The sequence below is a fragment of the Hominibacterium faecale genome, from assembly GCF_020734085.1.
GTDB lineage: Bacteria > Bacillota > Clostridia > Peptostreptococcales > Anaerovoracaceae > Hominibacterium > Hominibacterium faecale.
In genome coordinates this window covers 1-15,289 of sequence record NZ_JAJAGH010000004.1, presented here as the reverse complement: position 1 = coordinate 15,289, position 15,289 = coordinate 1, and the positions used below count along the sequence as shown (strand labels likewise).

The window sequence follows — 15,289 nt, the reverse complement described above, 5'->3', positions numbered from 1 at the left end:
GGTATACATCCATACGCAAATGGCCGCGCAACCGCCGATTCCCTCCATGACGCCGCTGCCCTGGGGGATCATCGGCTCCATCGGATTCTGGTTCCAGTTGGCAAAACCCACCACTGCCACAAGGGCAAACGCCAATAATACAAGCGCCGTCAGCACAACGCTGACCTTGCCGACTTCCTTGACGCCCATGAGATTGATAACCGTGAAGATAATCACAAAAAACAGCTTTATCAAGGCTTCTTGCAAGACAGTCAGTTCAACAATATAAGAAAGATATCCCACGGACAGAACAACGAATATGGCATTGCCTACATAGAATGAAATACCGAAAAGAAAGGTGCTCATAAAGGACCAGAACTCGCCGAACGCTTCCTTGATCCAGACAAAGGGTCCTCCTTCTCCCGGCAGCACAGAGCCTAGCTCCGCCACCCCTAAACAGATGGGAACCGACCACACAAAGGGAAAAAAGACCAGCATCAGAATGGATAGTCCCGGTCCGCTTTCGGTTATCATCTCTTCGATGCCAAAAGCCCCGGCCGCACAAGCGCAATAAAGCATTGCTACCACGGACAATAATCCTACCTTGTGTTTTTTCAAAGCGCCTACGCCTTGGTTTTTTGTGCTCATAACAACGAATCGCCTCCTTTAAATTTTCTTACAATTCATTCTATTCATTCTTTTTCAGCAAAGCTATCCTTTACCCGCTCTAAAGATGGTCTTATTAAAAAGAGTTTCCGCAAAAAACCTCTTTGTGACAGAGATCTGCCGGTATGATATAATGAAAGAGCGCATCTTTGTCCTTTTTTTCACGATTATGCCCTTTGGAGGTATTGGTATGTTTGAAGCGATTCAATATGAAAACGATCTGCCAGTGAACATGAAACTTTATCATGTGCAGGAATATCCGCTGCATTACAACGATGACATTCAGCTTCTCTGTGTCATGAAAGGCTTTCTTGATCTGAAGTTAACGTGCAATACTTATCACTTGGAAGAAAGCGATATTCATTTCATCCACGGCGGTGATCTCCACGGCATTATCCGCAGTTCGGAGGACAACCTGGTCCTTGTGATCAGCCTCAATACAAAGTCTCTGATCGACCGCTACCCGGATCTGCACTGCCAAATCTTCACCACAAAGGTGGACAAAAATTTAGTTACTTACCAAAAAAAGATTGAGCTGCGAAATGATATTTTTCGCATTTTATCCGAATTATACCGAAAACACGACGGCTACCAGGCTAGAATCGATCATGCTGTCACAAATCTGATCGATAACCTCTATGAGAATTTTCGTGGATTTCGAGTGGATGGTGACGACAAAACCTTCGAAGGCGCCATCACCGGGGATGTCACCCAAAGGGACCGTATTGCCCGGATCGTCGATTATCTCTATGATTACTATCCGTACAAATTGAGCCTGGAGGAACTGGCAGGCAAAGAACATTTGAATAAGGATTACTTGTCCCATATGTTCAGCCGCTATACGGGCCAGAGCTTTAAAAACTTTCTCAACATGGTGCGGGTGGAAATGTCGGAGCGCCGCCTTCTTGGCAGCACGGTTTCCATTACCCAACTGGCCATGGAATCGGGATTCTCCAAACCCAAATATTATGTAGAACATTTTATAAAATGGTATGGAATGCATCCGAAAAAATACCGGGAGCTTTATCGAGATAAAACGCTCGCTTCCTGTTCTCCTGTCATTGAGGAAATTCCTCTGGAACAGTTCAATGTATTGCTGGATGGGGGTGCATTGGCAAACGAGCCCGGCGTCACAGTCCTTGATTTGGAAAGCTTGCCCAAGAGCAAAGCGGCTTTCCATGTCCCAAGTATTATGGTCAATAACCATTCTTTGTCCGAAAGTTTTCTTGATGAGCTCTTTATGGCTTTTTATAAAAGAAACAAAACAGCAAACTATGTTTTTGAAGACCGGGAGAAAGTCCCTTCACTTGATACCTACAGGAACGGCTATTCACCAGCTAAGGAGGCGGAGCAGTTTCTTCATGCCCTGACCCATAATAAAGCTAAAAGCATCCCATTTTTCGATCACGCTCCGGCAGGCGGTATGGTCACGGAAAATGGCCTTATAAAACCGCTTTATTATCTCATGCAGTTTCTGACAGGTCTCAGCGGCCAGATCTTTTTCTGCGACAAAGGCGCCATTGTTTTGAAGGATGCGGATGATTATGCCTGGATTTTTTTTGGAAAAGACGGGAAAGCCGCCCATTGCTATGAAGTTACTTTTCCTTTGTGCGCAGCAAGCTATAAATTGACCCATCAAACGCTGGAAAACGCCTTTGCGTTTTATGAGTTATGGCAGCAGCTGGACTTGGAAAGCAATCTGGGGGAAGAGGATAAGCGGAAAATAAATGAAAGCTCCCCTATTAAAACCCAATTTAAACGCATAACCATGCGCAAAAAATATAAGGCTTCCTTTGAGGTAAAGCCAGGAAGCCTTTTGTTTGGAACGCTTATTCATTGTTAAGCTGTTTCTCGGATTTTTAGCTGTCAGTATAAATTTCTAAAGGCAGACGTAAACGCTCGCCTGATGCTATTCATACTTCTTTTTTATTCGGAATGCTGCAATTCTTGCTGCGGCCGCTACGATCATCGCTGTGGCTGCTATGATCCAAAAGGCCCGGTAGCTGCCTGAAACATCGAAAATCCAGGCTGCAACGGTTCCACCAAATGCACCGCCTATGTTGTTTCCCATGGTAAGTACCGAAATGATTTTACCATAATCTTTTTCTCCGAATAAACGATTCGTCATCAGTGGAGGATTAACCGTAATACCACCTCCTCCAATTCCGTAGCAGAGGATTACAAAAGGAATAAATATCCATGGGTTTATAGGTAATAAAGCAAGTGATAAAAAAGCTCCGGAGAAAATCAAACAAGCGGAAATCGCACCTGCTTTCGCACCGAATTTATCACTGATCCATCCCATGGACAGTTTGCCGATAATAAGAGCTCCTACGGTAAAGGATCATATCAACTCCATATACCGCCGCACTCTGACTTCCAGGGGCAATGATACGGAATTTATCTTTGAGAACAAAAAAATGAAAGAAATCAAAACATTGATAAACTATATCAAAGATTCTAATAGCACCGTACTGATCACAGGGGAATCAGGGACAGGCAAAGAGGAGGTTGCCAAACTTATCTTTCGGGAAAGCAACAGAAATACAAAACCCTATATCGCTCTTAATTGCGCGGCCATTCCGGAAAACCTATTGGAATCCGAGCTTTTTGGTTATGAGAAAGGCGCTTTTACCAACAGCGATCCTAAAGGAAAATCCGGCATCTTTGAATCCGTAAATGGCGGCACATTATTTCTTGATGAGATTGCAGAACTACCAATGGATCTACAGGCAAAATTACTGCGGGTCTTACAGGAAAGTGAAGTCAGGCGAATCGGCGGTATGAAAAACATATCGGTTGATGTAAGAATTATAGCCGCAACAAATAAAAATCTGGAGAAAATGGTGCAAGATCATACTTTCCGAGAAGATCTTTATTATAGATTGAACATTATACCGATCCATATTCCTCCACTAAGGGAACGCAAAGAAGATATCCCTCTTTTAGCCTATCATTTTATTCAAGAATTCAATCAAAAATACAACAAAAACAAAAACATTACCACAGAGGCATACAATGAACTGCTGCGTTTGCCTTTCAATGGTAATGTCCGACAGCTGAAAACCTTGATCGAGCGTATTATCCTGTTATGTGCCGATGATAATATTCTATCCCGCGATGTTCGATATTGTTATTCAATGACAGAAGATCAGGGCCCCGTCATCGATACTCCATTAGACCATTCTTGGAAAAATCAAAAAGAACGTGAGGTAAACGAACTGATTCTGCACTATAAGAGCGAGGGCTTGAGTACATATTTTTCGATCGTGTTCCCCGCGATCGATTATTTTAACATGGTATACGCCAGATCAAAATCAGGCTATTTAGCAGATTTCAGCGATAAGTTGAAGACCGCATACTGCTCTGGTGAGCCAGGTACTCCGGCCGCAGGAGGCGATGGCGAAGCCGTCAAACAAATACCCATTATCCACCTGCTGATCCTGGTCGTCCACAGCAGTTCTTTGATCATTATGGTTTTATCCACGTAATACATGCCTCTCCTGATGATTTCTTTCAAATCTTCATATCCAACCGGAATAACAGCTTTTTTCTTCATCCGATTCCCCCTCCTTTTCCTATTAATACACGGGATACAGCTTCCACTTACAACGAAAAATCCAAACTTAAGACATAATCTACGAATGCCTTAGCAGCAAGGGAACCGTTTTCGTATGACCTGACTCCCAGCGATATTGGGGTATATGAGCCATGATCAATCGGGATCACTTTAACTGGAAATCTGCAATTTTCAGCTATCATGCGCGGATAAATTCCAAACCCTAAATTTTGGCTTATCATCGAAAGGTTTCCATAATCATTATCTACCGTCATCACCTGGTTGAATTTAATGCCAAGCTCTCGCGCCTTTTTATACACAAATGGAGCCTCTTCTTCCGGATATCCGATAAACGGATAATTTTCCATTTCCGAAGCAGGAAAAACCGTTTCATTTGCCATGGGATGATTTTCTGCCACAACAGCCACATCCGGCTCATCTCCATTTGGTTTTCTCCTTTCACAAGGTGTCAAGTTTACTTTGCTATTATATCAAGTAACTCCAGTTTTACTTTACTGCGCCTGTATATTATAATATTGATATACAGAAAAAGAAAGCCAATCGATCAGTGAAATGAAAAATACAGAAAATAGAAAACAAAACAATTTAATAATCGGATGTCTTTGCGCCTTAACGGCTGAAACCCTTTATGGGCTCAGTTATGTCTTCACGAAGAATGCTACGGATGACGCAAGCGCTTTATCTCTTCTTGGCTGGCGGTTTTTTATCGCTTTTATTGTTATGAGCCTCCTTGCAGCCACAGGCGTTATTAAGATCAATCTAAGGGGAAAAAAGCTCCAGCCTTTATTCGCTATCGTAATCTTTAATCCTGTTATATATTTTATCGGAGAGACGATGGGAATCAGTCACACTACCGCATCTGAAAGCGGAGTTTTCCTCGCATGCATACCAGTAGCTTCTTTGGCAGCCTCCACATTAATCCTCCACAAGCGGCCTACAAAGGCTCAGATTCTGGGAATACTAATAACATTAGTCGGTGTCCTTATTACGGTACTGGCAGTTGGTATGTCATCAAGCCTTTCGTTAGTTGGCTATCTATGTCTTCTTCTGGGAGTTGTCTGCTTTGCACTGTACAGTGTATACGTCGAAAAAGCGTCAGACTTTTCCGGCATGGAAATAACCTACGCTATGCTTATATGCGGTGCTATTGTTTTTACTCTCCTCGCCTTTATCGAAGGCGGCTTAAATGGGAATTTGAAGAATATGCTCAGCCTGCCATTTTACGATATGGGATTTCTGGCTGCCATTTTATATCAGGGCATTGGATGCTCTGCGATTGCGTTCTTTCTATCTAATGTTGCGATTGCAACGATTGGTGTGAATCGCACTTCGTCCTTCATCGGTATCTCAACGGTTGTCTCAGCTGTTGCCGGGGCTGTAATACTGGATGAAATCTTTTCAATATCACAGATCATTGGTGCTGTCGTAATCATCGCAGGCGTTTATATCGCGAATATTAAGAAAAAATCAGAAGGGTTGGAAAAATAATATGGGGTCGCCTTGGATGACGAAGGCAGCCAAACTCTGTGACATTTTACCATATCTCAGAACACTCCCCTTCATCCTTTCCAAGGCAACCCCTATTTTTCCGTAATCTAAAACTTGTTTGTGAGAAAAACGCTACAAGATTTCTTTCAGGCCGTTCATGACCTCATAAAAATCCTCGTAAGGGTAATACGGTTTTCCAATCTGATCCAGATATTTTGCCAGTACATCCCTGGCAAAGCAGCTGTCCACAGCCTGGGCCATATTTTTATCCGTATAGCTGTCGCCGATTCCGATTGCGTGTTCATACTGATAAAGTTTCATCACGTCGGTTTTTTTCAGCAGTTCGTTGCCGTCGTCGTACTGGGATACCAGTTTGATTTCGTCTCCTTCCACGGTCATCTCTACCGTGTGGAGAGCTGTGATCCGATCCATGTACGGGGCCAGCTTCCGCTCGGAAAATTGGCGAAAACCGCCGGAAATAACGACAACCGGAATCTCCTGCTCCGCCATCTTGTCGAGGAACTCCTCAAAGCCGGGACGGATTTCAACCGTATCGATGTATTCCAACATTTTTGGCATCCACTCTGCGGGCCTGCCGTCATAGGCGTACCGGACAACTTCGCTGAGGGTCATCTCCCCTTTTTCCAGCTTGCCGTTATACTCCAGGAATTCCTGGCGGTCTACGAAAGGAAGGATGGCTCCCGTCAAAGTATCTTCGGTGGTGATGGTCCCGTCAAAATCCACAAATACAATATTTTTGTACAATGCATTCACCTCTGTTTTCGATCATTTTGATCTATTCTTACCAAAATGGGGCTGGATAACAGCCCCATTTTTATCAATCTGAAATTACAGCATCAAGTCAAAATTCTTCTTCAGGTCAGGATTGAGGAATGCCAGCATTCTTGCCAATTCCACATGATCCTTTGCATATTCTGTAACCGGAATGCCCTGCAGCGCCGCATCGATCGCCTGACGCATGGATTTTGCCCCTTCTTCACTGCCATTTGGATGACCGTGGACGCCGCCGCCTGCAGCCAGCATTACGTCAGTGCCTACTTCCTTGATAATCTTTTCAACCGCCATCTGCGTCGTTCCGCCGGAGCATGCATACATCATCGGCTTAATGTTCCACCACGGCTGGGTGAAGAACTTGAAGCAGCGATAGAATACCTTGTGGGAAACAGGGAATTTACCGAACGGATGGCCGTTGATCTGGAAGTCCGCACCTGCAAGACGCGTAAGCTTACCAATCATCAGCGGAGCTGCGATACCTGTGTAAGTGGAAGCTGCCATAGTTCCTGCAAAGTTGACGTGGGCGAGGATCGGTACATTGATGTTCGGATCATCGGCCAGCATTTTCAGCGTATCGTGTCCTGTGGTATAAACATTGACCATGAGACAGTTTCCGCCTGCTTCCAGCGCTCTGTATGCGTTTTCTTTTACTTTGTCCGTGCTGTCCGAAATATTTACTGCATATAAGCTATGCTCTCCTGTTTCTTCATAGACCTTCTTTTCCATGGCCATGAACTTTGAAACACGTTCTTCCAGCGGGCAGAACGGTCCGTCAGCCAGCATCAGCTCGTCATCTTTGATGACATCCACGCCGCCTTTGCAGGCGCGATAGAAGAGTTCTGCCCCTTCATCCGGCGTCCAGCCGATATTCGGTTTAATCATCGCATTGAGCAGCGGTCTGTCTTTGACGCCCAGCACTTCTCTCATACCTTCCACGCCGAACTTCGGTCCCTGGAATTTTTCGATAAACTTCTTCGGGAATGCCACGTCAATCAAACGAATCATACCGGAAGCAGAAATGTTTCCGAATAAAATGGTCTCAATGGCGGACATGCTGGTGGAGAAGTTTTCCATCGGATAAGCCACCTGAATGATATAGATCGGCGGTTCGTCAGAATTGTAGTCACAGCCGATATCCGGAACTTCATACAGCGCAACCAGCTTAGAGCCAAAGCGCTTGGTTTTTTCCAGTGAATCGGCTCCAACCTTGATCCATGTACCGGTAGTCTGTTCTGCTGCGATGGCCATTGCCAGCTTCTCAATGTGGGAAGTCTGTACCTTTGCCTGGTAAGTTGCAATCACATAATCTTCCGAAAATGCCACTTCCGGAAATGCGTAGGTCAGGTTTTCCATGTCTAATTTACGAATCATAAATTTACCTCCTAAATTCGTGATAGAATTTTTTATCTTTCAATATTACTGAATACTTCTTCAAATGCAGCCAGTGTTTCCGCAATGGTGTCGTCGTTGTCGGCCATGCTGGTGTAAATTCTGCTGCCGGCCAGGGTGATGACCCCATTTGCAGTCAGGGCAGCGCCAAACTCTTCGATATAGTGCTGACGTTCAGGAATCTTCTTGAAGATGTCCGGGTCAGCCGCACTGAGGTACATGACGCCGGAAACCTCAAAGTGGACGATGGAGCCGGTGTTCCAAGTGACGAACGGCAAATCGTATTTGTCGATGAGGGCCTGGATTCCGTCGCACAGCTTGTCGCCGTTTTCTCCAGCTTTTCTCGCTGCATCCTGCTTGATAATTTCGTCGATGGCAAAATATCCTGCTGCGCAGCTAAGCGGGTTGGCTGTCAGCGTACCGCCTACATAAGCCTTCTTTTTGCCGGCTTTTACGCCTGCGGCCACACAGGACATGATTTCTGCGCTTCCGCCTACGCCGCCGGCCATCGGATATCCGCCTGCGACGATTTTACCGAATACGGTAAGGTCCGATTTTACATTAAAGAACCCTTGCGCACCGCCAGGTCCCACACGGAATGCGGTTACAACTTCGTCAAAGATCAAAAGGGCCTCGAATTCGTCACACAGTTCCCGTACCTTAGCAGCAAAGTCCATTGCTACCGGACGAGTTCCGCTTTCCGGTCCGAACGGCTCGATGATTACGGCCGCCGTACCGCCGTTCTTTTCATTTTCTTCCAGCACCTTGCGAAGACCGTCTAGATCGCCAGGGAAGAATTCTTTTGTATTCTGAGAAGCCTCCTTTGGAATTCCGTGGGCTTCGAATGTCTGGGTATATGGAATATGGAGGGAATATACAAGCTGGTCGCTCCATCCGTGGTATGCGCCTCCCACCTTGATAATGTTCTGCTTTCCGGTATGGGTACGGGCAATTCGGATTGCCACCATGTCCGCTTCCGTACCGCTGGCCAGGCACCGGTACATCTCTACCCACGGCATGCATTCATGGATTTTTTCTGCCAGTTTCATTTCATAAGGGTGGAACATTCCTGTAACTGGCCCGGATTCTTTCACCACTTCCCACACTTTCTGATTAACAGGTTCGTAATTGCTTCCAAGGAGCGTTGGACCGCCTGCCTGCAGGTAATCTACATAGCGGTTGCCGTCAATATCGTAAAGATATGCGCCCTCTGCTTTTTCTACTACCAGCGGGAACGGATAATTGAAGGCCAGGTTATGCTGTATACCGCCTGGAACAACCTTCTTTGCTTCTTCAATCATCGCTTTGGAGCCTTGGCACTTCTCTTCAAAATGCTTCATGTATTTGGCCATGGCTTCCGGTTTAATGTGGTGAAGGGGCTCGTTTACCAGCCTCTCCATCTTTTTTAAAACTTCTTTTTCGTCCGGCCAACGGGACACTCCGTACTTTGCTTCCATTTTCTTGTACCTCCTTTTAGCCGTTTAATGCGGCAAAACTCTTTTTATTGTTCTTATATAATTCCTTAAACACTGGCAGAATCTTTTGATATACTGCGTGGTTTTCAGCATTTGGTTTATAGGTGGCGCTGACCTTGATGATCTTTTTGATCTCCTTGATATCTTCAAGCATTCCAAAGCTTACTGCCATCAATGCCGCGGCTCCCATGGCCCCTACCTGTCTTGGATTCTCGATGGTCTCCACGTCCCGGCCTAAAACATCGGCCATGACCTGACAGATGAACGGCGCGATGGCACTTCCGCCGGAAAAGCGGATTACCGGATTGGTCTTAAAGGTCTTTTCGGTCGCTTCAAGAAGCCAGAGCATATGCATGCACACACCTTCTATAACAGCCTTCATCAAGTCACTGCCTTTGGTTGTAATATCCAGGTTGAAAAAAACACCTCTGGAATTTGCGTCATCAAACGGGCAGCGGTTGCCATGCATCCAAGGGGAAAAAATTACGCCGTTGCTTCCCGCAGGAGACTCTCTGACATAATCAATCATCTGGTCATAGGTCATCTCCATCTGGTCGATACGGTCTTTCACCCATTCGATACACTTGCCGGAAGTTTCAACTTCTGCAATATAGTTGTAAGTCTCTGGGTCGGCACCTACCAGCGCGCCAATCAGATTGTTCAGGTCCAGGTGCAGCTTATCAACCGTAGTCGCGACCCACCCACTGGTCCCTGAGTAGACCAGGACATCTCCAACCTCCACACAGCCTGCACCTACCGAGCAAAGGCTGACATCACTACCGCCGGAAATAACTGAAGTTCCCTGCGCCAGCCCCAGCTCTTCCGCTGCCTTTGGCAAAAGTTTACCCACCTCATCGGTAGAATCACAGATTTCCGGCAGATGCTCCATATTGATTCCCAGCATTTTGCACAAGGTCGGGCTCCAGCAATTTTTATGTACGTCATATAGAAATGTGCCCCCTGCGTCATCTTTGCTGGCGAGCATCTTTCCGGTAGCACGGCAGGTAAGATACTCTTTGGCATCCAGCCATTTATAAGTTTTGTCAAAGACCTCCGGCTCATTTTCTTTTATCCACAGATATTTCCATGCCGGATCCTTGGCACTGGCCGAAACAGCTCCAGTAATCTTCAGGTATTTTAGTACTTTGATGATATCCAGGCCTTCTACTTTGATTCCTGTGCTCATGCGGTCCTTAAATTGCTTATCTGCCCGGCTGTCCATACAGCTCATACCTCTGTGAAGCGGTGTGCCATTTTCATCTACCATGACGACCGTCTGAAACTGAGAGCAGAAAGAAATCCCTTTGATTTCCTCCTTTGCAACGCCCGTTTTCCCGAGCAGCTTTTTCGTGGCAACTGCCATCGACTGCCACCAATCGTCCGGCTCCTGCTCGACGCCGCCGTTTTTCAAGACATGGAGTTCATAGCCTTCGGTTTCGCCTGCAACATACCGTACGCTGTCTTCGGCAGAAATATCGAACATACAGGCTTTCATACCAGTTGTTCCAACGTCGTAAGTAATAACCTTCACTGCCATTGTTTTCCTCCTTATGCTTTCAATCCCCAAGAGAGCAAGCCCCTGCGCCGCTCGTTTGGTTGGATTTAACCATGATGCGGCTCCCCGATTATCCGCTCTATCATCCTTCTCATCTCCACTTTCATCGCTTCACCATCAAATGTCTTGCCATACAAATGATAATGATTGATCAATCCGTAATAAGCCCCCATCAAAAGCATGGTTGTTTCGCTGTCCGTCTCTTGCTCCAAATTTCTGGCGATCAGTCCTTCAATCGATTTAAGCGGATTATCTGCAATGCCGCTTGTAATTGCGCTGATAATAATCTGGGTCACAAGCTGCGGGTAGCGGGCGGTATCTTCAATAAATTTATCAAAGATGCAGATAATTGCCGCTTTTCCTTGAAAACCGCTCTCACGGTATGCCTGCTCCAAGTCATCGATTTCCCTGCTGCATAAAGCTGTCAGCAATTCGTTGCTGCCCGCAAAATAATTAAAAACTGTGCTGCGGGAAACCCCGGCCGCTTCGGCAATATCACGAAAGTTTGTCTGTTCAACCCCTTTCTCCTCATATACCCCTCTGGCCGCACGCATGATCGTGCGCCTAGTCAATTCTTTTTTTCCAAGTTCCATAGGCTTTCCCATCTGCCTTTCTTAAATTGGACTGCAGTCCAATTGGACTATGGTCTAATTATCTCACTTTTTCGAAAATAGTCAAGAGGTATTTAAAAAAAATACCTCTTAATCGATTTTTTTATCGTGCCAATTCCATGAATCAAACGTCCTATAAAAACACCTCAATAAAAAATTCTTTGTTATCATGAAAAGCTAGGGCAATCAAACCAGCCGTCAGCAGACCATCGGCGCAAATGCCGGACAAAACCGTCTTCTCCCACTCTGGGATATGGTGTTTACAAAGCCGGCGAGACGTGTTCTACTGATCGATTCAATACGGACAGTGGAACAACCGCATTTATGGGAGTTGAAATTCCGGAGAATTGTCCGATTGTAACGGATATGACAGCTAATTCAACGTATACGAAAGTGTTTAGATAGGACAGCACAAAAAAAGGGAGATCGAACATGTAACATGTGTATCTCCCTTTTCTTATAGTATCGGGAATATCGCCTTTTCGCATAAAGCAATATTTCCGTATACTTCAAAGAAAGTACCTTGCGACCGACATGTGTGAATAGGGAGCTTTGCTGCCGTCATTCACACTTTTTTATATCCGCCCTAACTTTAAAATGCGATGATTAGCTATTTTTTATGTTCTTCTTTTCTTGTAAGAAGGAACATGCATCCGGCAGATAACAGGATCATTGCAGCAAGCAATCCAATACTGGTATGATCGCCTGTCTGTGCGGCTTTTTTATCTGTCTTTGTGCCGTCAGACTTATTGTTGCCCGAATCTTTAACGCCGCCGGAAAGCGCTTTTTCTTCGACAGTATAGGTATTGTTCAAATTTTCTGTAATGGAAATGGTACTCTCCAATTTAATGTTCAAAGTTACCTCGATTGTCTCCTTTTTTCCACCAGATGATGTACCGCAATGGTATGTATATTTAATCGGTGTTCCTGCACGGTAATTACTCATAGTACCGGTTGTTTTGTCGTAATCTGCACCTCGTACCGTCTTATCATCAACCGCACCGGCATCAATGCCAGCAAATTTGTCCGCCATCTGAAAGCGATCGCTTGGAACCGTTACTTCTACAGGTTTCAGGCCAGTACTGGATACGTTAGTTAACTTATTGTTGGTTCCTATATTCAGATAGGCAAGTGGATTGTTAGAGCAATTCAAGTACGTCAGCTCCGTATTGCTGCTGACATCCAAGCTTCTGATCCCTGTGGTATAGCAATACAAGATCTTCAGAGCCTCAGCTCCTTCTACTTTTAAACTTGTAAGGCTTGCATTGGCAGAGCAATTTAAGTCAGTCAAATTCTTATTGCTGCTGACATCCAAGCTTCTGATCCCTGTGGTATAGCAATACAAGATCTTTAGAGCCGTAGCACCTTCTACGGTTAAATTGGTAAGGCTTACATTGTTATAGCAACGCAAGTCAGTCAAATTCTTATTGCTGCTGACATCCAAGCTTCCGATCCCTGTGTAAGAGCAATCCAAGGTCTCCAGCTCCTTAGCGCCTTCTACTTTTAAATTTGTAAGGTTTGCATTGTTAAAGCAATCCAAGTCAGTCAAATTCGGATTGCGGCTAACATCCAAGCTTCTGATCCCTGTGGTATAGCAATACAAGGTCTTAAGAGCCGTAGCACCTTCTACGGTTAAACTTGTAAGGCTTGCATTGGCATTGCACTGCAAGTCAGTCAAATTCTTATTGCTGCTGACATCCAAGCTTCTGATCCCTGAGGTAAAGCAATACAAGATCTTTAGAGCCGTAGCACCTTCTACGGTTAAACTTGTAAGGCTTGCATTGTGAGCGCACTGCAAGTCAGTCAAATTCTTATTGCTGCTGACATCCAAGCTTCCGATCCCGGTGTTATAGCACCACAATCTATTCAGAGCCGCAGCACCTTCTACGGTTAAACTTGTAAGGCTTGCATTGCCATGGCACTGCAAGTCAGTCAAATTCTTATTGCTGCTGACATCCAAGCTTCCGATCCTTGTGCCATAGCAATTCAAGATCTTTAAAGCCGTAGCACCTTCTACGGTTAAGCTTGTAAGGCTTACATTGTTATAGCAATACAAGTCAGTCAAATTCTTATTGTGGCTGACATCCAAGCTTCCGATCCCGGTGTAAGAGCAATCCAAGGTCTCCAGAGCCGTAAAATGTTCAATCCCTGTTAAGTTTTTAATCTTGTCCTTACCTCGAACATCTATCCTTGTAATAGCAGCAATCTCTGCCTGCGTAATCGTTCCGTCTGTACCATAAGATTGCTGTTTTAGCCATTTCTGAAACTCTGCGTCCGGAAAGTTGTCTGCATTGATTGCTATATCGCCGGCATCATAGGTTGTCGGGGGATCTGCCGGCAATCCGCGTGGTTTCCCCTTTACTGGATTTGTTGCTTTCTCTGCTTCTGCAGTGACCGCAACCATCCTCTCTACGTAAGACCCCCCCACATTATATCCCTCTACCTTGCTGTAATCATATGCGGTGTCATCTACGCAAAGCCGGGCCGGATATTCTGCCGTTTCTGCCGTAATAACTGTGCTGTCGTCCGCCCAGGTCCAAGGTTCCGGAAGCGCCACGTCTTTCAATGCTGTTCCGGCTTTCGCCCGCAGGTTCTCCGGCAAGCGGATGGCTGGGGCGGTTTCCTTCTGTACGTTCCCGTCCCGCGTGATCGCTGGGGCAGCAGGGGCAGTCTCCTGTGCCGTGACAGCCAGTGGGCTGGCGATTATCATGACGCTGAGCACTGCTGCCATTGCCATAACTGCCGTCTTTCTCTTCTTGTCCTTCATTCCTTTTTTCCTCCGTTTTGTTTCCAATATAATCGATAAAGCCTGTTATCTTTTTAGTTTATCAGGCTTTTCGTTCGAAAGAAATCAAACCCCTGTGAAACTTGCAGAATTGTCAGTTTCACAGGGTCTGCCTTACTGTTCGGGTCGTTTTAACTGCGAAGCTTAACTATTTTTTCTGTCCTTTTTTCCTTATGAGAAAGAACATGCATCCGGAAGATAACAGGATCATTGCGGCAAGCACGCCAACGTTGGCAGGATCGCCTGTCTGCGCCGCTTTTTTATCCGTCTTTGTACCGTCAGATTGTTATCCGAATCCTTAACGCCGCCGGAAGGCGCTTTCTCTTCCACGGTATAGGTCCTGGTAATGGTACTCCCCAATGTAATGTTCAAAGTTACCTCGATCGTCTCCTCTTTTCCACTAGATGATGTACCGCAATGGTATGTATAGGTAATCGGTGTTCCTGCACGGTAATTACTCATAGTACCGCTTGTTTTGTCGTAAACTGCACCTCGTACCGACTTATCATCAACCGCATTGGCGTCAATGCCAGCAAATTTATCCGCCATCTGAAAGCGATCGCTTGTAACCGTTACTTCTACAGGTTTCAGATCCCTACTGTATACGTTAGTTAACTTGTTGTTTGTTCCTATATTCAGATAGGCAAGTGGATTGTTAGAGCAATTCAAGTACGTCAGCTCCGTATTGCGGCTGACATCCAAGCTTCCTATCCCTGTGTTATCGCAATCCAAGAAACTCAGAGCCGCAGCACCCTCTACTTTTAAATTTGTAAGGCTTGTAGTGTTACCGCAATCCATGTTCTCCAGCTTCTTATTGCTGCTGACATCCAAGCTTCCTATCCCAGTGTTATAGCACCACAATTTAATCAGAGCCTCGGCTCCTTCTACGGTTAAACTTGTAAGGCTTGCATTATCACTGCAAGACAAGTACTCCAGCTTCTTATTGCTGCTGACATCCAAGCTTCC

General features: G+C 45.5%; 12 protein-coding genes and 2 pseudogenes. 3 read left to right on the top strand and 11 right to left on the bottom strand.

Annotated features, from left to right (window positions below):
- Window positions 1–9 precede the first annotated feature (9 nt).
- Window positions 10–627: pseudogene (locus tag LG211_RS04985) on the bottom strand (amino acid permease); the annotation flags it as partial.
- A 208-nt stretch (window positions 628–835) separates the two neighbouring features.
- On the opposite strand from LG211_RS04985, the gene LG211_RS04980 reads away from it, so the two are divergent.
- Window positions 836–2,488 carry a helix-turn-helix transcriptional regulator gene (locus LG211_RS04980; protein ID WP_269477083.1) on the top strand — a complete coding sequence of 551 codons (1,653 nt, stop codon included), beginning with the start codon at window positions 836–838 and terminating at the stop codon, window positions 2,486–2,488.
- A 66-nt stretch (window positions 2,489–2,554) separates the two neighbouring features.
- Here the strand turns inward: LG211_RS04980 and LG211_RS04975 are convergent, their stop codons facing one another.
- Entirely contained in the window at window positions 2,555–2,965 is a 411-nt protein-coding gene (locus LG211_RS04975; protein WP_269477101.1) for an MFS transporter, read from the bottom strand.
- Between LG211_RS04975 and LG211_RS04970 the strand changes: the two genes are divergently transcribed.
- Window positions 2,949–4,136 carry a sigma-54 interaction domain-containing protein gene (locus tag LG211_RS04970; RefSeq protein ID WP_269477082.1) on the top strand — a complete coding sequence of 396 codons (1,188 nt, stop codon included), beginning with the start codon at window positions 2,949–2,951 and terminating at the stop codon, window positions 4,134–4,136. The two genes, LG211_RS04975 and LG211_RS04970, sit on opposite strands and share 17 nt — an antisense overlap.
- A gap of 115 nt (window positions 4,137–4,251) precedes the next feature.
- Here the strand turns inward: LG211_RS04970 and LG211_RS04965 are convergent, their stop codons facing one another.
- Window positions 4,252–4,677 carry a LysR family transcriptional regulator substrate-binding protein gene (locus LG211_RS04965; protein ID WP_269477081.1) on the bottom strand — a complete coding sequence of 142 codons (426 nt, stop codon included), beginning with the start codon at window positions 4,675–4,677 and terminating at the stop codon, window positions 4,252–4,254.
- Window positions 4,678–4,777: 100 nt separating this feature from the next.
- Between LG211_RS04965 and LG211_RS04960 the strand changes: the two genes are divergently transcribed.
- On the top strand, window positions 4,778–5,713 hold the full coding sequence (locus LG211_RS04960) for a DMT family transporter (protein WP_253019614.1): 936 nt from the start codon (window positions 4,778–4,780) through the stop codon (window positions 5,711–5,713).
- 132 nt (window positions 5,714–5,845) lie between these two features.
- Here LG211_RS04960 and LG211_RS04955 read toward each other — a convergent pair whose 3' ends face one another.
- The 8 genes and pseudogenes from LG211_RS04955 to LG211_RS04925 all read right to left on the bottom strand — a co-directional run.
- Window positions 5,846–6,478, bottom strand: a complete 633-nt coding sequence (locus LG211_RS04955; protein WP_227755257.1) for an HAD-IB family phosphatase — start codon at window positions 6,476–6,478, stop codon at window positions 5,846–5,848.
- 84 nt (window positions 6,479–6,562) lie between these two features.
- Entirely contained in the window at window positions 6,563–7,879 is a 1,317-nt protein-coding gene (locus LG211_RS04950; protein ID WP_148394918.1) for a RuBisCO large subunit C-terminal-like domain-containing protein, read from the bottom strand.
- A gap of 32 nt (window positions 7,880–7,911) precedes the next feature.
- Entirely contained in the window at window positions 7,912–9,354 is a 1,443-nt protein-coding gene (locus tag LG211_RS04945; protein WP_269477080.1) for an aspartate aminotransferase family protein, read from the bottom strand.
- A 16-nt stretch (window positions 9,355–9,370) separates the two neighbouring features.
- Window positions 9,371–10,909, bottom strand: a complete 1,539-nt coding sequence (locus LG211_RS04940; protein WP_148394916.1) for a xylulokinase — start codon at window positions 10,907–10,909, stop codon at window positions 9,371–9,373.
- A gap of 65 nt (window positions 10,910–10,974) precedes the next feature.
- Window positions 10,975–11,520, bottom strand: coding sequence for a TetR/AcrR family transcriptional regulator (locus LG211_RS04935; RefSeq protein WP_227755259.1), 546 nt, complete (start codon window positions 11,518–11,520; stop codon window positions 10,975–10,977).
- Between the two features lie 628 nt (window positions 11,521–12,148).
- Window positions 12,149–14,305 (bottom strand): leucine-rich repeat domain-containing protein, encoded by a 2,157-nt coding sequence (locus tag LG211_RS04930; protein WP_269477079.1) that lies wholly within the window; start codon window positions 14,303–14,305, stop codon window positions 12,149–12,151.
- A 166-nt stretch (window positions 14,306–14,471) separates the two neighbouring features.
- On the bottom strand, window positions 14,472–14,534 hold the full coding sequence (locus tag LG211_RS20105) for a hypothetical protein (protein ID WP_417448592.1): 63 nt from the start codon (window positions 14,532–14,534) through the stop codon (window positions 14,472–14,474).
- A pseudogene (locus tag LG211_RS04925) lies at window positions 14,531–15,289 on the bottom strand (hypothetical protein); the annotation flags it as partial. The pseudogene LG211_RS04925 and the gene LG211_RS20105, both read right to left, overlap by 4 nt.